A 24,704-nucleotide genomic window follows, 5' to 3' on the forward strand; every position below is an offset into this window, starting at 1 on the left:
GCCCGATGACAGCAACGCTGACAGCAACGCGGTTCATGACAGCCGTCCGTCGAGCTTGCCGAGCGCCTGACGCATGGCATCAAGGTTGGCGTGAGCGTAGACCTTGAGGGTGATCTTCACGTCCGCGTGCCGGGCGATGGCTTGGACGACGTGCGGCGGGACGCCCAGCTCCATCAGCAGCGACACGACCGTGTGCCGCAGGTCGTGCAGGCGGACACCGGGCAAACCGGCGGTCTCCCGAAGCCGAGCGAACGAGCGGCTGAGGTTGGTCGGCTCCATCGGCGTACCACGCTCGGAGGGGAAGACCAGGTCGTAATCCTCCCAGACGTCGTGCCATCAGCTTCGTGGGAGGGCTGTGCTTCGCGAACGAGGAGTCGGGACCCGGACCGCGCTTTAGGTTGACAAGGCTGCACTTGTGACTCATGCTCTACCTGAGCACTCAATCGGAGGAAGGTGAGGGCGTTTGGCTGAGATTGCAGTGTCGAGCACCGTCCAGGAGCGGATCGCTCTGCTCAGCCTGGCGTGGGGCATCTCCGAGGGCGAGGCGGTTGAGCGGCTCCTGAATGAGTTCCAGAAGTCGGGGCAGCGCCGGCTCGCCCCGAATGCCGACAAGCGGATCCCCGTCCACGCCGTCTACGAAGGGTCCCGGACGGAGGGGCTTTTTGACCCTGGTTCAGAGGTTCTTGAAATCACAAGCGGGGCCCTCGCTGGAAAGCGGTTCAGATCGCCCAGTGGGGCAGCCGCCGCGGTGGTGGGCACAGCGAACCCGAGAGTTAGGCCCAACCGAAACGGCTGGGCCTTCTGGGTGTGCACGGACACGGGCAGCATCCTTCAGATGATCCGACGCGAACGATGAGGCAAAAGCCGGCACTGCTGCCAGCGTGATTCCGGACCGTGCTCCGCTACCCCACCTGCCGGTGCGCCCCGGGGCTATGAGGGCGCCAAGCAGTTCCCTGTGAAGCAACTTCGCCGCCGACGAATGACCCCAGCGCTGTCCGACCCACGTCTCTGGAGACCGCGTCATGACAACCCCCGCAGTGCCGACCCAGGTTGGAGTTTACATCGATGGCTACAACCTCTACTACGGCGGTCGTGGCCTCATGGGTGGCCCGGGGCAGCCTGGCTGGCGATGGCTCGACCTCCGTCAGCTCGCGAAGTCCCTCGTTGCCCTGCACTCTGGTTGGGCTGGTGCCCAGGTTGTCCGTGTCGTCTACTGCACCGCACGTATCGACGGCTCTACCAACCCAAGCGGCGCTCGTGACCAGAACGTGTACCTGCGGGCGTTGCGGGCGGCCAGCGCCGTAGATGAGATCGAGATGGGGCGATACGTCAACCGGGTGGCAACAAGCCCGCTCGCGACAAAGGGCCCCAAGGGTCAACCCATCATCACCACCGCCAAGTGGCCGATCATGGTACAGGATGGCGCAGGCCAGCCCGTACAAGGGGCGCGGTTCATGGTGCAAGTTGCCCGGCGGGAGGAGAAGGGCTCGGATGTCAACGTAGCGTCGCACCTGCTGCTCGACCTGCTTCATCGACGCGTCACCGCAGCGGTGGTCATCAGCAACGATAGCGACCTGGCCTTCCCCGTCGCACAGGCTCGTGACCTTATCCCGGTAGGGTTGATCAACCCGACTAAGAACTACCCAGCGGGTGCCCTGAGCGACAACCCAAGCAGAGGGGTCGGCGGCCACTGGTGGTACCAGCTCACAGCTGCAGACCTGACCGGGGCGCAGTTGCCGAAGCAGGTCGGTGCGATCCAGCGGCCCTCTGGGTGGTAAGCCTGCTACCTGGAAAGGCGGAAGGCTGGCGAGAAAGTTTGCCAAGCTGAGCTTGAGGTGAGAAGCTTGGCGTACATACCGCCCGACCCCTTCGTGGGTCGGGTTTAATTTTGCCCGGTGTGGCTAGGGTCAGCGGATGTGCGGCCTCCCGGGCATCGCCCACAGGCAGATGTCCAGGTGCCGCCTAGCGCAGCCGGCCCAGCGGAAATGCTGTAGACAGCAACGCTGACAGCTACGGCGTCGGACAGCGGCGCACCATGGAGTGCGGGGACGGACGGTACTCCGAGCTAACGACCGTCCCCGGACAACGACGGCCGCGCTGCACATAGCTTGTAAGCGAGATGTCGCCGGTTCGATCCCGGCCGGGGGCTCCAGTTCCACCAAGGCACCTCGGTGCCGCCGTCGCCACGAGACGCACGGCCGCTCAGTCGCCGGATGTCGACGCCGCCGTCACGATCGGACGTCCGTGGCCGCCTGACAACGCGATCGCAGTGGCTCGATGAAGCGGCTAACGTGCGGGGATGGGTCACGATGATGGCGGCTCGCACCCTCTGCCCGAGGTCGTCGGAGTCGAGATCGTCGAGGTGCTGGACTGGTACGACGGACCGCTGGACGGCCTGGCCCGTCATGGGGGTCAGTTGTTCTGGTTCTCGGCCGGGCCCGACTGGGTCCCGGGCCGGCCTCGACCGCTCGTCCTGTATGCGGTCACCGCAGACCAGGCGGCTCGGTTGCGTGCAGAGGCCCAGCAGTCCGAGCCGCACGCAGCCGCGGTTCCCGCTGATGGCGACGCCTTGGAGCTGTCGGGTTGGTTCATCGCCTGAGCCGGCGCCGTGGGTGACGGTTCGGGCTGGACGCTCGTCGAGCGGTACTGGGATTCTGCTCGGATGAGCCAGGAGCAAGCGCAGGTCCTGTCCCGTGGTGCCAACTGGGCAGTCGTGCAGCTGCCAGGTCGGACCTTTCCCGGCCTTCACGTGCAGGGCGATACGTTTGCCGCCCTCTGGACGCAGCTCGCCGGAGCGGCTCGCATGCTCCGCGAGGATCCCGGGAACGGCGAGGCTCTCGACGACCTGGACGATGCGGTCCGAGGGGCGGCGGAGTTACTTCGTTTCTACGAGGCGGCGCTCGCGGAGCGAGGCATCCAGCGGCCGTACTGACAGGCGGCCGCCACTGACCCGAGAGTGGTCAGGTAGTCCCACGGCTGTCGGCCCCTGCGGGCTCCCAGAGCTGGACCACGTTGCCCTCTGGATCTCGAAGGCTCGCGAACCTCCCGTTCGGATACTCCTCGGGGTCCACCTCGACGTCGATCCCCGCATCGCGCAGCTGGTCGACCATCGCGTTCAGGTCCGCGACGCGGAAGTTGAGCGACCAGGAGTGCTCGGAGCCGCCGAAGTGCTCGGAGTCCGCCGGCATGGCAGCCAGGACGGTAGGGCCGGGCTGCTGCCACCAGGAAGACACGTCGTAGGACTCGGGCGCCAGATCGACCCCGAGATGGGTGGCGTACCAGTGGTTGATCCGGTCCGGGTCGTGGGCGCGGAAGAAGACGCCACCGATGCCCGTCACGCGTTCCATGGTCTTCTCCCCGCTGGGCGCTGTCCGGCCGAGCCTGCCGGGTTCAGGCTAGAGAGGCCCCCGGCATCTGACGAGCAACCTTCCCGGCGCAGGAGCGAAAGTCGCGGAGGTCGATGCCACGCAGGCCGTCAGGCACTCGCGCCGCCGTAGCATGGCGCGGTGAGGCGCTTCGGGTTGTCGTCCGAGCTGGCCGGTCGGTGGGACGGCCTGGTCGTGCACGCCGAACGGCCGTCGCGCCCGGGCCTTCGTGTCGAGGCTGCCGGTGGCCGCCGACTCCTGATCCGCCAAGCCGACCGGGTCGTCCTGCTGGGTCGGCAGCGGGCCTGCGCCCTCGGCGTCTTCTACGCCCGTACGGGCCTGTACCGGTCGCCGCTTCCCCCGGTCGCCGCTGCGCACCCGCGCCTGGCCGCTGCCTGGCGGACCGGCAGCCTGGGACCGGTACGCGACGGATCTGGCACCGGGTTGGGCCACGAACGTCAGTCCCAGAAGTTGAACAGCAGCTCGCCGACGGTGGCCGGTTTCCAGTAGCCGATCTGGTCGTGTTCGACGCGGTCGAGGGCGCTCAGGTCGGCCTGCGACAGCGGGGTCTGGAGCTGGCCGGCGGTGAGGGCCCGGGCGTCGGTCAGGTCGGCGAGGGCAGCGGCGAGGCCGGGATGGTCGACGAAGGTGAGGGTGGCGTCGTCGCCGGCTCGGGGGCGGGCGAAGGCGATGAACGGCACGGTGACGTGCCGCAGCACCGCGACCGCGTGTCCGGCTTCGGCGATGTCGACCGCGTGGAAGCTGGGCGCGACGCGGGCGGGTGCGACGCCGGTGACGGTGGCGCCGATGGCTCGGGCGGCGTGGTGACACACGGCGGTGAAGGCCCTGACGTCTGCTCGTTCGCCGGGTGCGTTGAAGCCGGTGGCTCCGGCGGAGAGTCTCATGGTCTGGCTCCGTGGTCGTCGCAGTCGCTGGATATCGATTGTCTGCCTGGGACGCCTGCGCCACCCTCTCCGCATGCTTGAGACGCGCGTCCTCGGCGAGGACGACTGGAAGGTGTGGCGGGAGCTGCGGCTGGCCGCGCTCACCGAAGCCGGGTACGCCTTCGGAGCCCGGCTGGCGGACTGGCAGGGCGACGGTGACCGCGAGGAACGCTGGCGCGGGCGGCTGGCCGTCCCCGGGTCGTACAACGTCGTGGTGCTGCTCGACGGGCAACCAGTCGGGATGGCCAGCGGGATGCCGACCGAACAGGACGGGGTCGTCGAGCTGATCTCGATGTACGTCGCACCGGCCGGGCGCGGCCGGGGCGTGGGCGACCATCTCGTGCGGGCGGTCGAGCAGTGGGCCCGGCTGGCAGGAGCGCGGACGCTGCGGCTCGCCGTAGCGGAGGGCAACCCGAACGCATGGGCCCTGTACCTGCGCAACGGCTTCCGGGACACGGGCGACGTCGGCGGCCTGATGCCCGACGGCGTACGCCGCGAGCACATCATGACCAAGAGCCTCGTGGACGAGCCGTAGGCGGCCGGGGTGCGGACCGCGCAGTACGCTGGCCGGCGATGAGTCGCGCCGTCGAGGAGTCCAACCGGGCGATGCTGCGCGCCCGGGACGCGATGGACCGGGCGTACGCGCAGCCGCTGGACATCCCCGCGCTGGCCCGGATCGCGCACGTCTCGGAGGCGCATTTCATCCGTACCTTCCGGGCCACCTTCGGCGAGACACCGCACCGCTACCTGCAACGCCGCCGGGTGGAACGGGCCATGTACCTGCTGGTGCGCACCGACGAACCGGTCACCGAGATCTGCCACCTCGTCGGTTTCGGCAGTCTCGGCACGTTCAGCCGCACGTTCCACGGCATCGTCGGTGAGTCGCCCTCGGCCTACCGGCGCCGCAAGGCCGCGCCGGCCGACGTCCCGAGCTGCTTCACCAAGGCCTGGATGCGCCCCAGCGCCACGGCGGACGAGCCGGCCACGACGGGCGAGCCGGCCACCGCCGTCGAGACGAAGCGCGCCGCCGCCGAGGTCAGCGCCCCCGTACCTGCCGCCGCACGATGACCCAGAGCCGGTCGCCGAGCCGGCTGCGTCGTACCCAGCGCAATCCGCCCAGCCGGCTCTTCGTCGGCGTACGCGGGCGCGGCGGCGCGGTGACCCGGGCGTAGGTGGCACCGGTCGACGGCCTGGTGAAGCCGGGTTCGAGCCGTTCGGAGGCGACCGCCAGCGCGGTGAACTGGGCCAGCACCCGGGGATCGGGCCGGCCGCCTCGGGCGGCGGTACGAAGATCCCGCTCCACGGCCGGACGCCGGATCAGCTCGGTGAGCGGCCCGTGGACGGTGTCCAGCAGGTCGGCCACGGCGGCGACACCGTCGCCCTCCCAGATCCGGGTGGCCCGGGACGGCCCGGTGGCGGCGCTGACGAACGGCACGTCCGCCCATTCCGGTACGAGCCGGGCGATCAGCGCGGTGTGTGGCAGGCGCGCCCGCTTCTCCGCCACGGTGAACGCGAAGCTGGCCGCGACGAAGCCGGGCGCCAGGAACGGGGTGACCATCCCCGTGGTGTACGCGGAGGTGCACCACCGGCGCATCCGCTCGACCAGGTAGAGGTAGTCGATCAGGTGCTCGTCGCGCAGGCCGATGCCCCGGGCGTGGGTCAGCAGGGCGGTGACGCGGTCCCGTTCGGCGGCCAGCGCCTCCGGTGCCGCCGCGGCGTTCGGTACGCCGGCCAGCAGCTTGGTCAGGCCCGCCTGCTCGGGCGTGGGCGCCGGGTCGGCGTCGGCCGGGGGATACCAGTAGCCGACCACCAGTTCGCCGGCCGCGCCGGTGAGGCTCGGCGCGCGTACCACCTCGGGCAGCCGGGTGCGCACGGCCGGCCGGGCCAGGTAGTTCGACGGGAACTGGTGGTCGTGCAGCGCGGCGAGCCGTCGCGCCCGGTCCGTCAGGCCGACGCCGAGGACGGCGGCCGGGGGCGCGGCCGGTACGAGGCGGTGCGGCAGATCCAGTCCGCGCCGGTCCCGTACGCGCCGGACCAGCTCGCGGGCCACGTCGCCCTCGGCGGGGGTGTCGTCGTTCGTGGCGAGGTTCGGCGTACGGCCGGCGGCGACGAGCGTCGCGGCGATGAGCCGGGAGTCCTTGCCGCCGGAGAGGCCGAGCGTGACCTCGCCGTCGTGCAGCCGGTGCAGGCCGGCGACGGCCCGGGTCAACGCGTCCGCGGCCCGGTCCAGCCGCTCGTCGATCGGCCGGTCCCGGTCGGCGAGGCCGCTGCGGACCACGTCGTCGGTGGCGTACCGGATCTCGGTGTCGAACCGCCAGCCGCCGTCGGCCCGGCGGCGGCCGGTGATCCGCTCGCCCGGCCGCAGCAGCCGGATGCCTTCCAGCGGGCAGAGGTCGCCGCCGAAGTGACCGGTGAGCAGGTACGACGCCCAGCTGGCCGGATCCGGGCGGGCCGGCCGGTGCAGGAAGGCGGCGAGCAGGCCGGGCCGGTTGCACCAGGCGGTTACCCCGTCGGCCGTGCCGGTGAACACCCGGGCCATGCCCAGCCAGTCCTGTTGCAGGGCGAGGCGGTCGTGGTCGAGGGCGAGCAGCGCGAACGGCGGTACGACGTCGCGGTGCACGTCATCGCCGGTGAGCAGGCGTCGGGCGAGCACCACCGGGTCGTCGCCGTCGGCGCCGACCGGGATGCCCACGGAGACGGCGGAGAGGGTGCCGTCGGTGGCGACGGGCGGCCACCGGTAGCCGCCCGGCTCGGCCGGGTGCATCACCAGCACGCCCCGATCCGTGTCGCCGAGGCGGCGGCGGTGCCAGCTGTCCGGCACCAGCTCGGCGGCGGCCCTGTCGAACCGGTCGACGGCGGCGTCGTGGCGGGACTGCGGAAGGGCACTCGTGGCGGCCCAGGCCAACATCAACTGCATCGACTTCCCCCGATGTCGTCGCGAGGACGTTAACAGCGGATGACGCAGCGATGTCCCCGAATGGACAAACGACGCAAGCCGGACCAGGTGCCGGGTTGCGGAACTCGCGCAGTTTTGGATAAGCAGCAGGTCGGGGCGCTGCTCTAGCGTCGTCGGCATGACGATGACTTCGACTTCCCGCTCCCAGATCTACGTCCTCGACCAGGACGAGGCGCTCGACTTCTACGTCGGCAAGCTCGGCCTGGAGGTCAGCACCGACCAGGACCTCGGCTTCATGCGCTGGCTCACCGTCAACGTGCCCGGTGACCCGGGCCGGGAGATCCTGCTGGAGAAGCCGGGCCCGCCGGCCCTGGACCCGAAGACCGCCGAGCAGGTCCGGGAGCTGCTCACCAAGGGCGCCGCGGGCGGTTTCCTGTTCTTCACCACCGACGACGCGCACAAGACGTACGCGGACCTGGTCGCGAAGGGCGTCGAGGTGACCGACGAGCCGACCGACCGGCCGTACGGGATCGATTTCGGCATCCGCGACCCGTTCGGCAACCGCATCCGGATCGGGCAGATGCACCAGCGTCCGTGACCCGGCGGGCCACCCGGACGGCGGGCGGCGGGCTAGTCTCGCGGTCCCCGACCGTGGAGGTGCCGATGCCCAGCCGCCTGCTCTACCTGGTCCGCCACGGCGAACAGGACCGGCCGGAGGAGGAGGCGGACACCGGACTGTCCGAGCGCGGGCGGCGGCAGGCGACGCTCCTGGGCGAGCGACTGCGCGGGGCCGGTCTCACCGCCGTACACCATGGGCCGGCCCGCCGGGCCGCGGAGACCGCCGCGCTGGTCGCGGCGTCGCTACCAGGTGTTCCGGTACGCGAGGACGACCGGGCCGGCGACCACATGCCGCACGACACCGACCCGGCCGGCCTGCCGGAGCGGTTCGCGGCGTTCCTGGCCGGCTTCACCGAGCGGGAGCGGCGCGACGGGCCGCGCGTGACAGCGGAGGCGGTGGCGCGGTTCGCCGCCGCCCCCGCGGAGGGTGACGTACGCGAGTTGGTCGTCACCCACAACTTCCTGGTCGCCTGGCTGGTGCTGCACGCGCTGGAGGCGCCGCCGCACCGCTGGATCGGGCTCAACCACCAGAACTGCGGGCTCACTGTGATCCGTTACAGCTCGGGCGGCCCGCCGACGCTCGTCGCGCTCAACGACGTCGCCCACCTGCCGCCCGAGCTGCGTGCCACCGGCCTGCCCGACGACTACCGGTTCTGACCTGGCGCTCAGGCGATCAGCTTCACCACGGCGTCGGCGACGGCGCGGGCGGACTGCGGGTTCTGGCCGGTGACCAGCCGCTCGTCGACCACCACGTGCTCGGTGAAGTCCGGTGCCGCCACGTGCTGCGCGCCCGCTTCGGTGAGCTTGTCGGCGAGCAGGAACGGCACCTCGTCGGTGAGGCCGACGGCCGCCTCCTCGCTGTTGGTGAACCCGGCGACCCGCTTGCCGGCAATCAGCCGGGAGCCGTCGGTGAGCGTGAGGTTCACCAGCGCCGACGGGCCGTGGCAGACGGCGGCCACCACACCGCCGCGCTCGTAGACCGAGCGGGCGATCCGGGCCAGGTCGGGGTCGTCGGGGAAGTCCCACATGGTGCCGTGACCGCCGGCGAAGAGGATCACGTCGTACCCGGCCGGGTCGACGTCGGCGGCCTTCGGGGTGTCGGTGACGCCGGCGGTGGCGAGGAAGTCGTTCTGGGTGGTGTCGTTCTCGTCCCGCCCGTCGACCGGCGGCTCGCCGCCGGCCACGGAGACCAGGTCGACGTCGTAGCCGGCGGCCCGGAACACCTCCCACGGCTCGGCGGCCTCGCCGACGTAGTAGCCGATCGAGCGGCCGGTGCGGCCCAGCTCGGAGTGACTGGTCAGGGCGATGAGTGCGCGAGTCATGCCTTCCATGCTGGCCCCGCCGCCGGCCGGCCGGCCATAGGCCGATGTCACAGCCGGAACGGGTTTGAAGTCGGCGCCGGTCAGCCGGTGGCGCCGTTGAGCAGGTCCACCACCTGCGCGGTGACGGCGGGCGGCGTGGCCTGCGGCGGGCAGTCCACGTAGCTGACCTGGTTGGGCCCGACGGTGAGCCGGTAGCTGAACGCGTCGGCGCACATGGTCGCCGGAGCGGTGACGGCGGCTTCGGCGGCCAGCCGGGGGTCGGCCGCGAGTTGCCGCAGCCGGGTGAGCTTCTCCGCGGCGAGCTGCCCCTCTCGGGAGGCGCCGGCGCGGTCGGTGCGGGTCCAGTGGCCGTCCGGCCCGACCCGGACGGTGTCGGTCAGCCCGGCGATGCCGCCCGACTTCACGAGCACGACCTCGGTGGCCAGCGGCGAGGGCCCGTCCGTGACGACGGGTGGCGCGTCGGTGCGGGCGCAGCCGGCGAGCGGGACGAGAAGGGCGGCGACGGCCGCCACGGCGGGGGCAGCTCTCATACCGGTTCGGACGCGCGACGGGACCACCCGGTTCCGGTCCACCGGTCCTCCTCATCCGTTCGGTCAGTGTCTCCGGCGGGTTCCCGCCAGCCTCTTTCACGTTCGTCGATGTATCGCTATATCTACATCAGTGACTACCCCCGTCACAACATTCGCCTTCCAGGAGGGCCCGTGAAAAGATCCGTCGCCGCCGTCAGCGCAGCGCTGCTCACCAGCAGCGTGCTGGCCTGCGTCACCACCTCGGCGCAAGCGGCAGCGCCAACCGCCCCCAGCCCCGAGACCTCGGCCGCGGCCAAGGCCGCGAGCCTGCTGCGCGCCAACCCCGGCGTCGTTAAGGGCGCCGGCGGTGAGGCCTATCAGGCCGTCCGCACCAAGGTCGACCCCTCCGGGGCGGCGCACACCCGGTACAGCCGGACCTATCAGGGTCTCCGGGTGTACGGCGGTGACTTCGTCATCCACACCGCCCCCAACGGCACCATGACCAGCGCGTCGGTCAGCCTCGACGCCCCGCTGACCCTGAGCACCACCGCGAAGGTCGGCGCGGAGGCGGCCAAGGCCAGCGCCCGCAAGACGTTCTCCGGCTCGCTCACCTCGGTCGGCACGCCGGAGTTGTTCGTCGACGCCAGCAGCGGCAAGGGCCGCCTCGCCTGGGAGACCGTCGCGACGGGCTGGAAGGCGGACAAGCAGACCCCGTCGAAGCTGCACGTCGTCACCGACGCCACCACCGGCAAGGTGATCGGCTCGTACGACGAGATCGAGACGGTGGCCGGCACCGGCCAGGGCATCTACACCGGCTCGGTCACCATCGACACCACGCTCTCCGGCAGCACGTACCAGATGATCGACCCGGTACGCGGCAACGGCCGTACCTGCGACATGAACAACGGGACCTCCACCTGCACCACGTTCACCGACGCGGACAACGCGTGGGGTAACGGCGCCACCTCGAACCGGCAGTCGGCCGCCGTGGACGCCCACTTCGGCGCCGCCAAGACGTTCGACTACTTCAAGAACGTGCACGGCCGCAACGGCATCTTCGGCAACGGCCAGGGCGTGCCGAGCCGGGTGCACTACGGCAACAACTACGTCAACGCCTTCTGGGACGGGGCCCAGATGACCTACGGCGACGGCTCGGGCAACTCCCGCCCGCTGGTCTCGCTGGACGTGGCCGGGCACGAGATGAGCCACGGCGTCACCGAGGCGCTGGCCGGGCTGGTCTACTCCGGTGAGTCCGGCGGCCTCAACGAGGCCACCAGCGACATCTTCGGCAACATGGTGGAGTTCTACGCCGCCGCGCCGAGCGACCCGGGCGACTACCAGGTCGGTGAGAAGATCAACATCAACGGCAACGGTACGCCGCTGCGCTACATGTACAACCCGTCGCTGGACGGCTCGTCCGACTCCTGCTGGTCCACCAGCACGAAGAACAAGGACGTGCACTACTCCTCCGGCGTCGGGAACCACTTCTTCTTCAACCTCGCCGAGGGCACCGGCGCCACCGCGTACGGCACCTCGCCGGTCTGCGGCTCGGCCCCGGCGGTCACCGGCATCGGCCGCGCCAAGGCGGAGAAGATCTGGTACCGGGCGCTCGACGTGTACTTCACCTCGAACACCTCGTACGTCAACACCAGCAACCCGGCCAACACCGCCCGCGCGTACACCCTGCGGGCCGCGACCGACCTGTACGGCAACTGCTCCACCGAGTACAAGACCGTTCAGGCCGCGTGGACCGCGGTGAACGTGGCCGGCAACGACGCGCCGTGCAGCTCGACCGGCAACGACTTCTCCGTCTCGCTCTCGCCGACCTCAGGGTCGGTGACCGCGGGTGGTTCGGCCTCCGCCACCGTCGCCACGTCCACCACCAGCGGGACCGCGCAGACCGTGACGTTCTCCGCGTCCGGCCTGCCGACCGGCGCCACCGCGTCGTTCAGCCCCACCTCGGTGACCACGGGCGGCTCGTCCACGCTCACCGTCTCCACCAGCTCCAGCACCCCGGCGGGCACCTACTCGGTGACAGTCACCGGCAGCGCGGCGTCGGGCACGAAGACCGCCACGTACTCGCTGACCGTGAGCAGCGTCGGCGGCGGCTGCACCGGCGCCGGCCAGAAGCTCGGCAACCCCGGCTTCGAGTCCGGCAACACGGTCTGGGCCACCACCTCCGGCGTCATCGGCCAGTACGGCTCGCAGGGCCAGCCGACCCGCACCGGTACGTGGAACGCGTGGCTGAACGGCTACGGCAGCACCCGCACCGACACGCTGTCGCAGTCGGTGAGCCTGCCGAGCGGCTGCTCCGCGTACTCCCTCTCGTTCTGGCTGCACATCGACTCGGCCGAGAGCACCAGCAGCGTCCAGTACGACAAGCTGAACGTGCAGGTGCTCAACTCGTCCGGCTCGGTGCTGGCCACGCTGGCGACCTACTCGAACCTGAACAAGGCCAGCGGCTACAGCCAGAAGTCGTTCAACCTGGCCGCGTACGCCGGGCAGACCGTCACGCTGAAGTTCACCGGCACCGAGGACAGCTCGCTGCAGACCTCGTTCGTGATCGACGACACCGCGCTCAACGTCTCCTGACCTGACCGCCCGACCCCGGGGCCCGGCGGCCACCCACGCGGGTGGTCGCCGGGCCCCGCCCGTTACGGTCGGCCCATGTCCGACGCGGAACTGACTGTCACCCTGGACGGCCCGGTGGCCACTGTCGTCATCCACAACCCGGCCCGGCGCAACGCCATGACCCCGGCCATGTGGCGGCAGCTCCCGGTGCTGCTCGACGGCCTGGAGGCCGACCCGGCGGTACGGGTGCTGGTGCTCACCGGAGCAGGCGGGACCTTCTGCGCCGGTGCCGACCTGGGCGACCTGGACGAGCTGCTTGCCGCCGGTGACGGCAGCATCGCGGTGGCTGCCGAGGAACGGCTCGCCGCGTTCGGCCGCCCCACTGTGGCCGCGATCGAGGGTGCCTGCGTGGGCGGCGGCTGCCAGCTCGCCGTCGCCTGCGACCTGCGGCTGGCCTCGGCGGACGCCCGGTTCGGCGTACCCCCGGCCCGGCTCGGCCTGGTCTACCCGGCACCGACCACGCGGCGGCTGGCCGCGCTGGTCGGGCCGTCCGCCGCGAAGCACCTGCTGTTCACCAGCGAGCTGGTCGACGCCGAGCGGGCGCTGCGGATCGGCCTGATCGACGAGGTGCTGCCGGCCGGCGAGCTGGCCGGGCGGGTGACGGCGCTGACCGCCACCATCGCCGAGCGCTCCCGGCTCACCGTGGCCGCCGCGAAGGAGATCGTGGACGGGCGCGCCGACGCCGACCGGCTGGCCTGGTGGCACGCCCAGGTGCGGGACAGCGGCGAGGCCCGCGAGGGGGTGGCGGCGATCAACGAGCGCCGGCCGCCGCGCTTCGGCTGGACCCCGCCCGCCGTCTGACCGGACCGCCAGCGCCCGCCATGCCGGTCAGCGGTCACCGCGCCGACCGGCTCTGACTGACCTGGGCCAGTAGTTCGTCCACCGACCACTGGTCGGAGGCGTGTTCGCCGTGCTTCTCGGCGAGGACCCGACCGTCGGGTGCGATCAGGAAGTCGGCCGGCAGCCCGAGCCGCCCGCCGTGCGGGGAGGCGGACGGCAGCCGCTCCCGGCCGCGCAGGACGTGCCAGGTGCCGGTCACCACGGCACGCAGGATCGGCAGCCAGGCACGCGGGTCGAGCAGCGACCGCCGCGCCGACTCCACACCGAACTCCCGGTAGAGCCGCCGGTCCGGATCGGCCACCACGGCGAACGGCAGGTCGGTGACGTGCTCGCGCAGTTCGTCGGCGGGGGAGTGGAAGAGCACCACCTCGCGTACGCCCGCCGCCTCGATCTCGGCGTGCCGGCGGACGATCGAGCGCAGGTGGAGGTTGCAGACCGGGCAGCCGGCGAATCGCCGGAACTGGAGGTGGACCAGGCGGTCCGGATCCGGCAGGTCGATTCCGGTGCCGGTCACGCTGGTCAGGTGGCGGGGGGTGACGACGTCCATGCGCGCTCCCGTTGTAGGCGTACGACGTACTCCTACAACCGTAGGCGTATCTTGTACGCTGTCAAGGCCATGCCCCGTCCCCGTTCCCTGACCCCGGCCCAGCTCGCCGACGCGGCGCTCGCGGTGCTCGACCGGGACGGCCTCACCGGCCTCACCATGCGCGCGGTCGGCGCGCAGCTCGGCACCAGCACGATGGGCCTCTACCGCTACGTCGCCGACCGCGACGAGTTGGAGGCGCTCGTCGTCGAGCGGGTCCTCGAACCGGTCGACACCCGCCCGCCGCCCGACGTCCCGTGGGCGGACGGCATCCGCGACCTGGCCGAGCGGGTACGCCGCGCGGTCGGCGTCCACCCGGCAGTGGTGCCGTTGCTCCCCGCGTACCGGCACCGCTCGCCGACGATTCTGCGCTGGGGCGAGGCGGTACTCGCGGTGCTGACCGGGGCCGGCTTCACCGGCACCGGACGGGTGATCGCGTTCCGTGCCCTGCTCGGCTACGTGATCGGCGCGATCCAGATGGAACACCTCGGCGCGCTCGCCGGTCCCGGCACGGCTGTCATCGCGGCGCTGCCCCGCGACGAGTTCCCCCTGCTCGCCGAAACCGCGCGCGCGGCCGGCGCGGTCGCACCGGAGGACGAGTTCGGTGGCGGGCTGGACCTCCTGCTCGACGGCCTGGCCCGGCGCCTCGGCAGCTAGACGGGACCGGCGGGCGCGGCGCCGGGGCGTACCCCCGACACCGCCCCCTGTGCCCGCCGGCCGTCGGTCACCGCGCCAGCGCGGCCCAGCTCGGCGTCACCGGCTCCCGCCGCAGCGGCATGCCCGCCTCGGCCGGGGTCCGGTCACCCTTGCGCTGGTTGCACGCGTAGCAGGCGGCGGTGGTGTTCCCCCAGGTGTTCCGGCCACCGCGCGAGCGGGGCAGGATGTGGTCGATCGTGCTCGCCGTGCCGTCGCAGTAGGCGCACCGCCGCCGGTCGCGCGCCAGCACCCCGGCCCGGGACCAGGCCGGGCCGGCGCTGAACCGCCAGCGGGTCACCACGTACCGGACGAGGCGGACCACCCGCGGCAGCGGGAAGACGCCGATCACCCGGTCGGGCTCGGCCTCGTGGATCTCGGCGACCCGGCGGCAGAGCATCCGGATCGCGTGTTTGACGGTGACCCGGTGCAGCGGGCCGAGGTCGGCGTTTATGACGAGGACGGCGTCCACCGGGCTCTCCCTTCACGATCGGCGGTACGGCGACGAAAAAGCCGCCCGGTCCACGGGGACCGGGCGGCGACGACGGGACGCGCGACGCGCGTCAGTCGTGCCCTCCGGGCCAGGGACCGTGTTCCCGGCAGCCGTCGCCGAGCAGCCACGACGTCATCGTGGTGGCGTATCGCAGCGACATCGACGGCTCCTGGAACGGTGGTTGACCTTGCGCGCTCACGGTAGATCGATCCGGGAGTCGGGGCCAACGTATTTCGATCCGTCGTCGGCGGGCCGCCGCTGCCGTCCGGCCCGCCCGGCACGTCTCGCGGCGGTGAGCGGCCGGTCGATCCGGGCGGTCATCTGCACCACCAGCTCGCTGTCCAGCAGCGGGCGGTTCACCTCGGCCGCCACCGACAGCGTGGGCGTGGAGATCGACCGCCAGATCGCGGTGAGCCCGGCGCCGAGGCCGACGAGCGCCACCGCAGCCCGGGTGGTGGGGGAGCCGGCCGCGGCGGCGGCGCTGACCCCCACGACCGCGAGCAGCACCACCAGCAGTGGTGCCAGCACCGGCCAGAAGATGCCCCGGGCCGCCTGCGCCACCAGCTTCCGGTCCCGGATGACGACGTTGCGGGCGATCACCGCCCAGTTCTCCTCGTCCAGCAGGTCGCGCGGGTGCAGGCCGCCGGTCAGCACGTCCTGCCACAGGTCGCCCTGGTTGCGCAGCTCGCGGGCCAGCTCGGCGAGCCCGGCCTCGCCCGGGTCACCCACCGTGGCCCGGCCGACAGCCGTGGCCCAGGCGGCGAGTGAGCGGCGCACCACGGCGGCCGAATACGGCGGCAGCACGCTCGCCAGCTCGTCCAGCCACCTGCTGATCTGGAGGTGCCGGCCACCGAAGCGCGCGGCGAGCTGGTCGGCGTCGCCACGTCGCACGGTGTCGGCGAGCGAGCGCCCCAGCCGGTACGCCACACCCACCCGGTGGTTCGTCGCCATCGTCCAGCGCAGCACGTCGATGTTGAGGTCGTCGAGCGCGCGCAGCAGCGGCTCCCGGTCGGCGCCGGTGGCGCCTCGGGCGGCGGCGGTGGACGGCACCGTACGGCCCGCCGGGGTCAGTGGCGCGATCTGCGCCAGCGCCACGTCCACGCCGTCCAGATACATGCCGAGCCGGTGCCATCCGGCCAGCTCGGTCAGGTTCGACAACTTCGGCGGCGCGGCCACCGGCCGGTTCCCGCCGTCGGTCAGGTCGGCGGTCTGCGCGTGGTGGTAGGCGTCCGCCATCGACCAGCCCAGTCGCAGCGCGGTGACCACCGCGGTCCGTTCCTCCCGCGGTGTCCCGTGCTCCTCGTCGCGCCGCTCCCGTGTCGCGGTGCTCACCGCCCGACCTCCCGTATCACCGGATCAGTCGAGCGTAGAACCGTTTTCGACCGCTTAAGGGCTTTTTGCAGGGGTGCGACCGGCCAGCAGGCCGCGCGGACGGATCGACCGGACCGGCTCGGCCGCCGCCCCCTCGGCCCGCAGGATGTGGTTCGCCGCGATGATGCCGGTGGCCGCCGACCGTTCCATCAACGCACTCGGGAACTCCGTGCGGATGCCGTCCCCGGCCAGGTAGAGGCCCGGCGCGTCGGTCTCCACCCCGGGACGCCAGGCGTGGCTACCCGGCGTGAACGCCGGCGCCTGCGCCTCCACCCGGGCGCGCAGTTCGCGTACCCGCAGGTCGGCCACCTCCGGCCAGAGCGCGGTCAGCTCCCGCAGCATCCGCGCGGCCAGCTCGTCGGCGGGCACGTCCGGCTCGCAGGCGTACGCGTGCAGCTCCACCACCGAGCCGCCGGTCCGCTCGGCCCAGCGGCGCGGTTCGTCCTCCAGCCGGTGGTAGAGCGTCACCGAGTCCAGCGTGGGCTGCCGGGAGACGCCGCTGAACACCGCCCGGTCGGCCCGGACGTCCCCGTCCATCCAGTACCGCGCGACCGCGTACGGCGGCCCGGGCGTGCCGAACGCGGGCATCCGCGCCACCAGCTCGGGTGCCGCCGCGACCAGGCCGGGCGAGGCGCCGACCAGCGCGGCGAGTGCGGGCGGATCCACCGCGAGCACCACGTGCGGCGCCTCCCAGACGTCACCGTCGGCGCCGGTCACCCGCCACCCCGCCGGGGTACGGTCCAGCCGGGCCGCCGCCGCGCCGGTCGTCACCCGGCCGCCGTGCTTCTCCACGTGCCGGGTCAGCGGCTCCCAGATCGCCGTGCCGTAGTCCCGATCAGGGCAGTCGAACGCCAGCCCCTCCGGATTGCCGAGCAGGTAGAAGTGGAACTGCGCGATCATCTCGGCGGCCGACATCTCCGCCTCGTGGTTGAAGAACGAATGGGAGAAGACCTCGAACAGCATGGCCCGCGCCCGGTCCGGCAGCCGCAGCGAGGCGAGCAGTTCGTCAGCCGTGCGCTCGTCGAACTCCTCGTAGGTACGTACCGGGTCGTAGGTGAGCAACGGCAGCGCGGCGTCCCGGTCCATCGTGCGCAGGTCCGCCAGGCGCAGGCTCGGGCTGCGCAGCAGCAGCGCCAGCAGGTTCGCCGGCGGCGCCGGCGGCAGCTTGCCGAACTCCTCCGTCGGCCACTGCTCGGACAGGATCGGGTAGCCCGGGATCGGCTTGAGAAAACCCAGTTCCGGGTCGACCCGGCGCAGGATCGACCGCCAGTTCCAGTACTGCCGGAAGAACGCGTGGAAGCCGTGCTCGTTGCGCTGGACGCCGTCGGGCAGCTCCTCCGGCCACGCGCCGAGCCGCCCGCCGAGGTGCGGCGCCGCCTCCAGCACCGTCACCGCCACGCCGCGCTCGGCCAGCACCACAGCCGCCGACATGCCGGCGATGCCGCCGCCCACCACCAGCGCCGGGACCGGTCGCGGCACGCGGTCCGCGCCACCGCCGCCCGGGTCCACCACGTGCTCGCGTACGCCGATCAGGCGACCTACCACTTGCGACAGACTCACGGGGGCATCCTTCAGTCGGTGGTCCCCCCAGTCTGCCCGAGGTGAAGGGAAGGGGCCCTTGTTAACGCATACGGATGTGCGGGGACCCTTCTTAACGCCGGGCGGTTCGCGCGCTGCCTGCGCCGCGTGGGGGTGGAGGGCAGGTGTTAACAAGGGGCCCTTCCTCTACCGGAGGCGTTAACAAGGGGCCCTTCCTTTCACGGCAGGCAGCGGCGGGGGCGGTCGGACGGGGGCCAGACGTACTCCAGGTCGGGGGAGACGTCGGTGAACAACCGTGCATAGTGGGCGGGGTCCTTGCGCAGCAACGAGGATCGGTGGCTGCGGTGCAGGTCGTCGCGGCCCAGCCAGGGCGGCAGCTCACCGGCGGCGGCCAGCTCGTCCTGGGTGCGGATCAGCGAGATGCCGCAGGCGGCGGCGAGGTCGGTGGCGAGCGTGCCGGCACAGGTGTCGGCCCGGCCCGGCTCGCACCACACCGCGCACATGTCCAGCCCGTACCGGGTCAGCGCCTCCTCGTACCCGGCCCACATCTTCACCGCCGGGTGGTTGCGCCAGCCGTAGTCCGGCCGGGTCAGCCCGCGCAGCACCTGGATCGTCTCCACGCGCTGTTTGCCCAGCCGCTTCTGGTCCAGCGTGCGCGCGCTGGCCAGGAAGTCCGGATACGGCAGGAACGTCTGCATGCCGGTGCTCTACCCGTACCCGGCCCCACCATGCGTTCATGATCGCCGGGGCTGCGCGGATCGCGAGCGGCTGACTACGATCCGGGCATGGCCGAGCCTCTGCGCGACCGCGCGCGCCGCGCGACCGGCTGGCGGCTCCGGATGAACGGTGACGAACGCCCCCACTACGTCGTCTGCGGCTCGGACCCGCTCGCCTACTGGGTGGTCCGGTCGCTGCTCGCCACCGACAACGCCGACGGCCGGGTGCGGGTCACGCTCGTGGTGCCGGGCCGCCGCCGGTCCGAGGGCCCCGACGGCCGGGACGTGCCGGGGGTACGGGTGGTCACGGCGGAACGTCTCGACGAGGCCGCGTTCCGCCGGGCCGGGCTGGCCGGCGCGGCCGGGCTGGCCCTGTTGCACCAGGACGACGTGGGCAACATGCACGCCGCGCTCTGCGCCCAGGAGGTCGAGTCGCGGCTGCGCCTGGTGGTGCGGATGTTCAACACCAACCTGGCGGACGGGCTGCGGCAGCTCTTTCCCGACTCGGCGGTGCTCTCCGACGCCTCGATGGCCGCGCCCGCCTTCGTGGCCGCCGCGCTGGGCGAGGTGGCGCCGACGCACTTCCGGCACGCGGGGCGCACGCTCTACGTGGCCCGCCGCGACGACGTACGCCCGCAGGACGTGGTCTGCGGCCTGGCCGTGACCACGGATCCGGACCTGGTCCGGGTGCTGCCCGCGGACGAGGCGACGGCCGACGTGGTGCTGGCCGAGGCGACCGGGCGACCGGCGGGCACCGAGGTCGCCGCGCGGCGGCTGGTACGGGCGCGACGGCGCCGGCAGCCGATGGCCGTGCTGCTGCGCGCGGTCCGCCACTTCGCCACCCGCAAGATCGGTATCGCGGTGCTGGTGCTGCTCGGGGTGATCGCGGCGCTGGGCTGGCTCAACGCCCGGGCCGCGGACGTGAGCTGGAGCGAGGCGGTCTACCTGACGCTGGTCACCACGCTCACCGGGCAGGACCCGGACGTCAACAAGCCGGTCGCCGCGCAGGTGATGCAGGTGGTGCTCAACCTGGCCGGGCTGGCGCTGATCCCGCTGATCACGGCCGCCGTGGTCGACGGCGTCGTGAACGCCCGGCTGGCGTTGCACGCCGGCCGGGTCCAGCCGGACCGCTCCGGGCACGTGGTGATGGTCGGTCTGGGCAACATCGGCACCCGGGTGATGGCGCAGCTGCACGACTTCGGCGTCGAGGTGGTGGCGATCGACAAGAACCCGGACGCGCGCGGCGCCGCGCTGGCGCGTCGGCTGGGCGTGCCGGTGATCGTGGGCGACGCGGGCCGGGAGGAGACGCTCCGGTCCGCCTCGGTGGACACCTGCCAGGCGCTCGTCGTGGTGTCCACCGACGACGGGACGAACCTGCGGGCCGCGCTGATCGCCCGGTCCCTCGACCGGGATCTGCGGGTGGTGCTGCGACTGTTCGACGGCGACTTCGCCGAGCGGATCCAGCAGGCGTTCGGCATCGGCATCTCGCGCAGCGTGTCCTATCTGGCCGCGCCGGCGTTCGCGGTGGCCCTGCTGGACCGCGCGGTGGTCGCCACCATCCCGGTCGACAGGCACGCGCTGCTGGTCACCGAGGTGCCGGTGGTGGCCGGTTCGCCGCTGGACGGGCGTCCGCTGAGCGCGGTGGCCCGGCCGGGCGAGGTGCGCCTGCTCGCGCACGCCCGACCGAACCAGAAGGCCGACTGGTCGGCCGACCCGCGCATGGTGATCCAGGCCGGCGACCGGCTGACCGTGGTGGCCCGGCGGTCCGGGCTGACCGCGCTGCTCCGGGAGACCACGCCCGCGCCGCCACCGGCGCCCACCGGTCCACCCGCCGCACGCCGCCCACAGGAGTGACCGGCTGCGTCAGGCAGGTCGACGACGGCGGCGGATCGCGTACCCGAGTGCGCCGAGGGCGAGCACGCCGAACCCGGCGAGCACGCTCGGCAGCGGCAGGTTGACCGCCAGCACCAGGCAGCCGACGAGCCCGAACGCGGCGAGCAGCCGTACCGGGACGCGTCGGGCCGGTTCCGGACCGAGGGTCAGCGCGGACGCGTTGGTGATCGCGTAGTAGACCAGCACGGTGCAGCTGGAGAAGCCGATCGCGCCCCGGACATCGCCGACGGTCACGACGGCGATCACCACGGCGGCCACCGCCAGTTCGGCGCGGTGCGGCACCCGGTGGCGCGGATGGACCGCCGCGAGCGCACCGGGTAGGTCCCGGCGGCGGGCCATCGCCAGTGTGGTCCGGCCGACGCCCGCCAGCAGCGACAGCAGCACCCCGGTCACCGCGACGGCGGCACCGGCCCGGACCAGCCAGGCCAGCCCCGGGTGCCCGGCGGCGGTCACCACCTCGACCAGCGGCGCGTCGGTGGCGGCCAGCCGGTCGGCACCGAGCACGCCGAGCGCGACCACCGCGAGCGCCAGGTAGATCGCCAGCACCGCGCCGAGCGCCAGCGGCACCGCCCGGGGGATGGTGCGCTCCGGGTCGCGTACCTCCTCGCCCAGCGTGGCGATCCGCGCGTACCCGGCGAAGGCGAAGAACAGCAGCCCGGCGGCGGTGAGCACACCGCGTACCCCGAGGTCGGCGGGGGCGGTGAGCCGGTCGGCGGCCACCTGCGGCGCGCCGGTCACCGCCACCACGGCGAGCACCGTCAGCACCACCGCGACGAGGACCCGGGTGGCGGTGGCGGTCTTGCCGATGCCGCGCAGGTTCACCGCTGTCACCGCCACCACCGCGAGGACCGCGACGAGCCGCGCCCGCCCCGGCCACAGGTACGCCCCGACGGTCAGTGCCATGGCCGCGCAGCTCGCGGTCTTGCCGACCACGAAGCCCCAGCCGGCCAGGAAACCCGCGAACGGGTGCAGCCGTTCCCGGCCGTAGACGTAGGTGCCGCCGGACTCGGGGTAGCGGGCGGCGAGCCGGGCCGAGCTGGTCGCGTTGCAGTAGGCGATGAAACCGGCGACCGCCAGCGCGACGAGCAGGCCGAGGCCGCCGGCCGCCGCGGCGGCCGGGGCGAAGACCACGAAGACGCCCGCGCCGAGCATCGAGCCGAGACCGATGACGACCGCGTCGGGTACGCCGAGTCGCCGCGCCAGCTGTTCCACCCCGGCAGCCTAGGGCGTGTCCTGTCGATCATGTAGTGGTTGATCGTTGACGATGTGCCGGTGGTGCGTCGTGGTGAGTTGACCGATGAGGCGTGGGCGGTGATCGCGCCGCTGCTACCGGAACCTGGTGGGGCGCGGGGGCGGTGGCGGGATCACCGTCAGGTCATCAACGGGATCTTGTGGAAGCTGCGTACGGGTGCGCCGTGGCGTGACCTGCCGGAACGCTTCGGGCCGTGGAAGACCTGCCACGAACGGCTGCGCCGCTGGACCGCTGATGGGACATGGGATCGGGTCCTGGCCGCGGCGCAGGTGCATGACGACGGCACGCCGGTGCAGTGGACGATCAGCATCGACTCGTCGATCGTGCGGGCGCACCAGCATGCCGCTGGCGCCCGCAAAAAGGGGGCTCCCCGGCAAGTGCGGCGACGCCTGGTGCGCAGGATGGCGAGGCCATCGGCCGGTCCCGCGGCGGGTTGAGCACGAAGATTCACCTCGCGGTCGACGGACGCGGACGGCCGCTGTCGATCCTGCTCACCCCCGGCCAAGCCGGCGACAACCCGCAGCTGTTGGCGCTGCTGGACGCGATCCGCGTCAACGAGCCCGGGCCGGGTCGGCCCCGCAAGCGACCGGAGGTGCTGATCGCGGACAAGGGCTATGCACATGACTCGACCCGGCGAGCCCTGCGACAACGCGGGATCCGGCACGTCATCCCGGAACGCAGCGACCAGGTCGCTCGCCGGGCCGCCAAGGGCAGCCACGGCGGGCGACCACCGGCCTTCGACAAGGCGATCTACAAGAAGCGCAACGTCGTGGAACGCTGCTTCAACCGGCTCAAGCAGTGGCGTGACCTGGCAACTCGATACGCCAAACGTGCATCCCTCTACCGAGCCGGCCTCGTCCTGATCGCTGCCGTCATCTGGCTCCCATGATCGACAGGACACGCCCTAGGAGCCCGGGGTGAACAGCGGGTGCCGTCGTCCGCTCAGCGCGGCGCGGACCAGGCGACCGGACGGCCCCGGTCACCGAGGCGGCGGGGCAGCGGCAGGTCGTCCCAGGGCACCCGGTGCAGCAGACGGTCCAGCAGCAGGCCGAGCAGCAGCCCGGCGACCGAGTCGGTCAGCCAGTGCCAGCCCAGGTAGACGGTGGTGCAGAAGACCACCGCCGGGGGCACCACCCGGACCACAGTGACCAGCCGGGGCGGGACGGTACGGCCGAAGGACCGCACGAGCGGGGCCAGCAGCAGAGCCAGTACGCCGTACCAGACGATCGCGTTGGCGACGTGACCGGACGGGTACGACTGCGCGAAACGCACCGGCAGGTCGTGCTGGAACAGCGGCAGCGTCTGTTCGGGCGACAGGAACGGCTCCTTGACCGAGGCGCTCGGCGCCGGGCGGGCCGTCCACACCTTCAGCGGGCCGATCGTGAAGAACGTGAGCACGAACCCGACCACCGGCGGCAGCAACGGCCGTACCGAGCGCAGCCGCAGCGCCAGCAGCACGCCCAGCCCGGCCGCGAGCAGCGTCAGCGGGGTGCCCTGGCCGAGCAGGTTCAGCGTGATCGCCACCCAGCGGGCGGCGGCCGGGCGGTTGTCGTCGGACCAGTCGGCCACCGCCCGGTCGAGCCCGAACAGGTGACCGGAGGCGAGCGCCACGGTGATCGCCACCACGGACGCGAGCAGCAGCCCGTCGAACCACCACCCGGCCGGCCGGACCGGCCGCAGCCGCAGGCCACCGCGTACCCCCGAGGTCTGACGCACGCGACCACGCTACCGGCCGCCGGCGGTGGCCGGGCGGCGCGGGCATCGGCGGCTGTGTGCCCAGCCACGAAGGGAAGCGCGGCGCGGGGGTCAGCGGTCACACTGGTTGCCGTGCGGATCACCTCGGCCCTCGTCGACCCGGCGCTGCTCGACCTCCCCTGGTCGACACCGCTGGAGCAGTGGCCTGCCGAGCACCTGGTGGCGCTGCCCCAGGGCATCTCGCGGCACATCGTGCGGTTCGTCCGGCTCGGCGGGTACGTCTACGCGGTGAAGGAGACCGGCGAGCGGGTCGCCGAGCGCGAGTACGACCTGCTGCGGGCACTGGAGCGGATCGACTTCCCGTCGGTCGAGGCCATCGCGATCGTGGCCGACCGGCAGACCGACGACGGCGAGCCGCTGGACCCGGTGCTGATCACCCGGCACCTCCAGTTCTCGCTGCCCTACCGGGCGCTGTTCTCCAACACGCTGCGCCCGGAGACGATGAACCGGCTGCTGGACGCGCTGGCCGCGCTCATCGTGCGGATGCACCTGACCGGGTTCTTCTGGGGCGACTGCTCGCTGTCGAACACCCTGTTCCGGCGGGACGCGGGCGCGTTCGCCGCCTACCTGGTCGACGCCGAGACCGGCGCGTTGCACCCGTCGCTGTCCAACGGCCAGCGCGGCGAGGACCTGGAGATCGCCCGGGTCAACATCTTCGGCGAGGCGCTCGACCTCCAGGCCGCCGGCCTGCTGCACGAGTCGATCGACCCGGAGGTGGTCTGCGAGGAGGTCGTGCAGCGCTACGAGCGGCTCTGGCACGAGATCACGTATGAGCAGCAGGTGGAGCGCGCCGCCCGGCACGACATCGAGCGCCGCATCCGCCGCCTCAACGAGCTGGGCTTCGACGTGGCCGAGGTGGCCATGTCGACTGTCGACAACGGGCGCTACCTGGTCCGGCCGAAGGTGGTCGACGCCGGCTACCACACCCGGCGGCTGCTGCGCCTGACCGGCCTGGACGCCGAGGAGAACCAGGCCCGCCGGCTCCTCAACGACCTGGACGCCTACCGGCTGGAGAGCGACCTGACCGACGAGCAGCAGGCGGCGCACCGCTGGCTGACCGAGGTCTTCGAGCCGGTGGTCCGGGCGGTGCCGGCGCACCTGCGGAACAAGCTGGAGCCGCAGGAACTGTTCGCCCAGATCATCGAGCACAAGTGGCTGCTCTCCGAGCAGGCCGGGCGGGACGTCGGAATGCGCCGGGCGGTGCAGTCGTACCTGGCCGACGTGCTGGTGCACCGGCCGGACGAGCAGGCCGTGCTCGGCGTCGAGGTGCCCACCACCTGACCG

General features: G+C 72.3%; 28 protein-coding genes and 1 pseudogene. 16 read left to right on the forward strand and 13 right to left on the reverse strand.

The window, feature by feature from the left end:
* Positions 1 to 33: 33 nt before the first annotated feature.
* Positions 34 to 309, reverse strand: coding sequence for a tyrosine-type recombinase/integrase (locus O7607_RS14435; protein WP_269706983.1), 276 nt, complete (start codon positions 307 to 309; stop codon positions 34 to 36).
* A gap of 154 nt (positions 310 to 463) precedes the next feature.
* Between O7607_RS14435 and O7607_RS14440 the strand changes: the two genes are divergently transcribed.
* The 4 genes from O7607_RS14440 (at position 464) to O7607_RS14455 (ending at position 2,932) form a co-directional block, all read left to right on the forward strand.
* Positions 464 to 856, forward strand: coding sequence for a hypothetical protein (locus tag O7607_RS14440; RefSeq protein WP_269703727.1), 393 nt, complete (start codon positions 464 to 466; stop codon positions 854 to 856).
* 166 nt (positions 857 to 1,022) lie between these two features.
* Positions 1,023 to 1,778, forward strand: coding sequence for an NYN domain-containing protein (locus O7607_RS14445; RefSeq protein WP_269703728.1), 756 nt, complete (start codon positions 1,023 to 1,025; stop codon positions 1,776 to 1,778).
* A gap of 521 nt (positions 1,779 to 2,299) precedes the next feature.
* Positions 2,300 to 2,599 (forward strand): hypothetical protein, encoded by a 300-nt coding sequence (locus O7607_RS14450; RefSeq protein ID WP_269703729.1) that lies wholly within the window; start codon positions 2,300 to 2,302, stop codon positions 2,597 to 2,599.
* A gap of 63 nt (positions 2,600 to 2,662) precedes the next feature.
* Positions 2,663 to 2,932: a DUF6959 family protein gene (locus O7607_RS14455; protein ID WP_269703731.1), complete on the forward strand. Its 270-nt coding sequence runs from the start codon at positions 2,663 to 2,665 to the stop codon at positions 2,930 to 2,932.
* Between the two features lie 28 nt (positions 2,933 to 2,960).
* On the opposite strand, the gene O7607_RS14460 is transcribed toward O7607_RS14455, so the two are convergent.
* The gene (locus tag O7607_RS14460; RefSeq protein ID WP_269703733.1) at positions 2,961 to 3,347 is read right to left on the reverse strand and encodes a VOC family protein; all 387 of its coding nucleotides are present in this window, start codon (positions 3,345 to 3,347) and stop codon (positions 2,961 to 2,963) included.
* Positions 3,348 to 3,506: 159 nt separating this feature from the next.
* Here O7607_RS14460 and O7607_RS14465 point away from each other — a divergent pair, with 159 nt between their 5' ends.
* Positions 3,507 to 3,875 (forward strand): hypothetical protein, encoded by a 369-nt coding sequence (locus tag O7607_RS14465; protein ID WP_269703735.1) that lies wholly within the window; start codon positions 3,507 to 3,509, stop codon positions 3,873 to 3,875.
* Here O7607_RS14465 and O7607_RS14470 read toward each other — a convergent pair.
* A complete protein-coding gene (locus O7607_RS14470) occupies positions 3,824 to 4,270 on the reverse strand; it encodes a hypothetical protein (RefSeq protein ID WP_269703737.1) in 447 nt (148 codons plus the stop codon). The two genes, O7607_RS14465 and O7607_RS14470, sit on opposite strands and share 52 nt — an antisense overlap.
* 73 nt (positions 4,271 to 4,343) lie before the next feature.
* Between O7607_RS14470 and O7607_RS14475 the strand changes: the two genes are divergently transcribed.
* The gene (locus O7607_RS14475) at positions 4,344 to 4,844 is read left to right on the forward strand and encodes a GNAT family N-acetyltransferase (RefSeq protein ID WP_269703738.1); all 501 of its coding nucleotides are present in this window, start codon (positions 4,344 to 4,346) and stop codon (positions 4,842 to 4,844) included.
* 38 nt (positions 4,845 to 4,882) lie between these two features.
* On the forward strand, positions 4,883 to 5,377 hold the full coding sequence (locus O7607_RS14480) for a helix-turn-helix domain-containing protein (protein WP_269703740.1): 495 nt from the start codon (positions 4,883 to 4,885) through the stop codon (positions 5,375 to 5,377).
* Here O7607_RS14480 and O7607_RS14485 read toward each other — a convergent pair.
* A complete protein-coding gene (locus O7607_RS14485; protein WP_269703742.1) occupies positions 5,346 to 7,226 on the reverse strand; it encodes a hypothetical protein in 1,881 nt (626 codons plus the stop codon). The genes O7607_RS14480 and O7607_RS14485 overlap by 32 nt on opposite strands.
* A gap of 157 nt (positions 7,227 to 7,383) precedes the next feature.
* Here O7607_RS14485 and O7607_RS14490 point away from each other — a divergent pair, with 157 nt between their 5' ends.
* Positions 7,384 to 7,803, forward strand: a complete 420-nt coding sequence (locus O7607_RS14490) for a VOC family protein (protein WP_013475052.1) — start codon at positions 7,384 to 7,386, stop codon at positions 7,801 to 7,803.
* A 65-nt stretch (positions 7,804 to 7,868) separates the two neighbouring features.
* Positions 7,869 to 8,480, forward strand: a complete 612-nt coding sequence (locus tag O7607_RS14495) for a histidine phosphatase family protein (RefSeq protein ID WP_269703744.1) — start codon at positions 7,869 to 7,871, stop codon at positions 8,478 to 8,480.
* 8 nt (positions 8,481 to 8,488) lie between these two features.
* Here O7607_RS14495 and O7607_RS14500 read toward each other — a convergent pair whose 3' ends face one another.
* The gene (locus O7607_RS14500) at positions 8,489 to 9,145 is read right to left on the reverse strand and encodes a type 1 glutamine amidotransferase domain-containing protein (RefSeq protein ID WP_269703746.1); all 657 of its coding nucleotides are present in this window, start codon (positions 9,143 to 9,145) and stop codon (positions 8,489 to 8,491) included.
* A gap of 80 nt (positions 9,146 to 9,225) precedes the next feature.
* The gene (locus O7607_RS14505) at positions 9,226 to 9,657 is read right to left on the reverse strand and encodes a hypothetical protein (RefSeq protein ID WP_043327954.1); all 432 of its coding nucleotides are present in this window, start codon (positions 9,655 to 9,657) and stop codon (positions 9,226 to 9,228) included.
* A gap of 189 nt (positions 9,658 to 9,846) precedes the next feature.
* On the opposite strand from O7607_RS14505, the gene O7607_RS14510 reads away from it, so the two are divergent.
* Both O7607_RS14510 and O7607_RS14515 read left to right on the forward strand, forming a co-directional pair.
* Positions 9,847 to 12,246, forward strand: a complete 2,400-nt coding sequence (locus O7607_RS14510; protein WP_269703748.1) for a M4 family metallopeptidase — start codon at positions 9,847 to 9,849, stop codon at positions 12,244 to 12,246.
* Positions 12,247 to 12,321: 75 nt separating this feature from the next.
* Positions 12,322 to 13,086 (forward strand): enoyl-CoA hydratase/isomerase family protein, encoded by a 765-nt coding sequence (locus O7607_RS14515; protein WP_269703749.1) that lies wholly within the window; start codon positions 12,322 to 12,324, stop codon positions 13,084 to 13,086.
* Between the two features lie 34 nt (positions 13,087 to 13,120).
* Here O7607_RS14515 and O7607_RS14520 read toward each other — a convergent pair whose 3' ends face one another.
* Complete coding sequence (locus tag O7607_RS14520) at positions 13,121 to 13,672, reverse strand: peroxiredoxin-like family protein (protein ID WP_269703750.1); 552 nt, start codon at positions 13,670 to 13,672, stop codon at positions 13,121 to 13,123.
* Between the two features lie 69 nt (positions 13,673 to 13,741).
* Here O7607_RS14520 and O7607_RS14525 point away from each other — a divergent pair, with 69 nt between their 5' ends.
* The gene (locus O7607_RS14525; protein ID WP_269703751.1) at positions 13,742 to 14,365 is read left to right on the forward strand and encodes a TetR/AcrR family transcriptional regulator; all 624 of its coding nucleotides are present in this window, start codon (positions 13,742 to 13,744) and stop codon (positions 14,363 to 14,365) included.
* 67 nt (positions 14,366 to 14,432) lie between these two features.
* On the opposite strand, the gene O7607_RS14530 is transcribed toward O7607_RS14525, so the two are convergent.
* The 4 genes from O7607_RS14530 to O7607_RS14545 all read right to left on the reverse strand — a co-directional run bounded on the left by O7607_RS14530 (position 14,433) and on the right by O7607_RS14545 (position 18,502).
* On the reverse strand, positions 14,433 to 14,873 hold the full coding sequence (locus O7607_RS14530) for an HNH endonuclease (protein ID WP_269703752.1): 441 nt from the start codon (positions 14,871 to 14,873) through the stop codon (positions 14,433 to 14,435).
* Between the two features lie 216 nt (positions 14,874 to 15,089).
* A complete protein-coding gene (locus O7607_RS14535; protein ID WP_269703753.1) occupies positions 15,090 to 16,226 on the reverse strand; it encodes a hypothetical protein in 1,137 nt (378 codons plus the stop codon).
* A gap of 54 nt (positions 16,227 to 16,280) precedes the next feature.
* Positions 16,281 to 17,825 (reverse strand): FAD-dependent oxidoreductase, encoded by a 1,545-nt coding sequence (locus tag O7607_RS14540; protein WP_269703754.1) that lies wholly within the window; start codon positions 17,823 to 17,825, stop codon positions 16,281 to 16,283.
* Between the two features lie 197 nt (positions 17,826 to 18,022).
* The gene (locus O7607_RS14545) at positions 18,023 to 18,502 is read right to left on the reverse strand and encodes an MSMEG_6728 family protein (RefSeq protein WP_269703755.1); all 480 of its coding nucleotides are present in this window, start codon (positions 18,500 to 18,502) and stop codon (positions 18,023 to 18,025) included.
* Between the two features lie 87 nt (positions 18,503 to 18,589).
* Between O7607_RS14545 and O7607_RS14550 the strand changes: the two genes are divergently transcribed.
* Complete coding sequence (locus tag O7607_RS14550; protein ID WP_269703756.1) at positions 18,590 to 20,374, forward strand: potassium channel family protein; 1,785 nt, start codon at positions 18,590 to 18,592, stop codon at positions 20,372 to 20,374.
* A 9-nt stretch (positions 20,375 to 20,383) separates the two neighbouring features.
* On the opposite strand, the gene O7607_RS14555 is transcribed toward O7607_RS14550, so the two are convergent.
* Entirely contained in the window at positions 20,384 to 21,625 is a 1,242-nt protein-coding gene (locus O7607_RS14555; protein WP_269703757.1) for an APC family permease, read from the reverse strand.
* Between the two features lie 99 nt (positions 21,626 to 21,724).
* On the opposite strand from O7607_RS14555, the pseudogene O7607_RS30570 reads away from it, so the two are divergent.
* Positions 21,725 to 21,946: pseudogene (locus O7607_RS30570) on the forward strand (transposase); the annotation flags it as partial.
* 14 nt (positions 21,947 to 21,960) lie between these two features.
* Positions 21,961 to 22,554: an IS5 family transposase gene (locus O7607_RS14560; protein WP_442929436.1), complete on the forward strand. Its 594-nt coding sequence runs from the start codon at positions 21,961 to 21,963 to the stop codon at positions 22,552 to 22,554.
* 53 nt (positions 22,555 to 22,607) lie between these two features.
* Here O7607_RS14560 and O7607_RS14565 read toward each other — a convergent pair whose 3' ends face one another.
* Complete coding sequence (locus tag O7607_RS14565; protein WP_269706984.1) at positions 22,608 to 23,351, reverse strand: phosphatase PAP2 family protein; 744 nt, start codon at positions 23,349 to 23,351, stop codon at positions 22,608 to 22,610.
* Positions 23,352 to 23,492: 141 nt separating this feature from the next.
* Between O7607_RS14565 and O7607_RS14570 the strand changes: the two genes are divergently transcribed.
* Positions 23,493 to 24,701 (forward strand): DUF4032 domain-containing protein, encoded by a 1,209-nt coding sequence (locus O7607_RS14570; protein WP_269703758.1) that lies wholly within the window; start codon positions 23,493 to 23,495, stop codon positions 24,699 to 24,701.
* Positions 24,702 to 24,704: the final 3 nt, after the last annotated feature.

Origin of the sequence: Micromonospora sp. WMMA1949 (assembly GCF_027460145.1) — a bacterium.
In the GTDB taxonomy this organism is placed as follows: Bacteria; Actinomycetota; Actinomycetes; order Mycobacteriales; family Micromonosporaceae; genus Micromonospora.

Excerpts from the sequence above, each read along its gene's own strand:
- O7607_RS14545 (WP_269703755.1), bottom strand. The coding sequence starts at position 18,502 with ATGCAGACGTTCCTGCCGTATCCGGACTTCCTGGCCAGCGCGCGCACG.
- O7607_RS14525 (WP_269703751.1), top strand. The coding sequence starts at position 13,742 with ATGCCCCGTCCCCGTTCCCTGACCCCGGCCCAGCTCGCCGACGCGGCG.
- O7607_RS14485 (WP_269703742.1), bottom strand. The coding sequence starts at position 7,226 with ATGCAGTTGATGTTGGCCTGGGCCGCCACGAGTGCCCTTCCGCAGTCC.
- O7607_RS14480 (WP_269703740.1), top strand. The coding sequence starts at position 4,883 with ATGAGTCGCGCCGTCGAGGAGTCCAACCGGGCGATGCTGCGCGCCCGG.
- O7607_RS14460 (WP_269703733.1), bottom strand. The coding sequence starts at position 3,347 with ATGGAACGCGTGACGGGCATCGGTGGCGTCTTCTTCCGCGCCCACGAC.
- O7607_RS14470 (WP_269703737.1), bottom strand. The coding sequence starts at position 4,270 with ATGAGACTCTCCGCCGGAGCCACCGGCTTCAACGCACCCGGCGAACGA.
- O7607_RS14500 (WP_269703746.1), bottom strand. The coding sequence starts at position 9,145 with ATGACTCGCGCACTCATCGCCCTGACCAGTCACTCCGAGCTGGGCCGC.
- O7607_RS14450 (WP_269703729.1), top strand. The coding sequence starts at position 2,300 with ATGGGTCACGATGATGGCGGCTCGCACCCTCTGCCCGAGGTCGTCGGA.
- O7607_RS14550 (WP_269703756.1), top strand. The coding sequence starts at position 18,590 with ATGGCCGAGCCTCTGCGCGACCGCGCGCGCCGCGCGACCGGCTGGCGG.
- O7607_RS14490 (WP_013475052.1), top strand. The coding sequence starts at position 7,384 with ATGACGATGACTTCGACTTCCCGCTCCCAGATCTACGTCCTCGACCAG.
- O7607_RS14445 (WP_269703728.1), top strand. The coding sequence starts at position 1,023 with ATGACAACCCCCGCAGTGCCGACCCAGGTTGGAGTTTACATCGATGGC.
- O7607_RS14520 (WP_269703750.1), bottom strand. The coding sequence starts at position 13,672 with ATGGACGTCGTCACCCCCCGCCACCTGACCAGCGTGACCGGCACCGGA.
- O7607_RS14455 (WP_269703731.1), top strand. The coding sequence starts at position 2,663 with ATGAGCCAGGAGCAAGCGCAGGTCCTGTCCCGTGGTGCCAACTGGGCA.
- O7607_RS14515 (WP_269703749.1), top strand. The coding sequence starts at position 12,322 with ATGTCCGACGCGGAACTGACTGTCACCCTGGACGGCCCGGTGGCCACT.
- O7607_RS14495 (WP_269703744.1), top strand. The coding sequence starts at position 7,869 with ATGCCCAGCCGCCTGCTCTACCTGGTCCGCCACGGCGAACAGGACCGG.
- O7607_RS14475 (WP_269703738.1), top strand. The coding sequence starts at position 4,344 with ATGCTTGAGACGCGCGTCCTCGGCGAGGACGACTGGAAGGTGTGGCGG.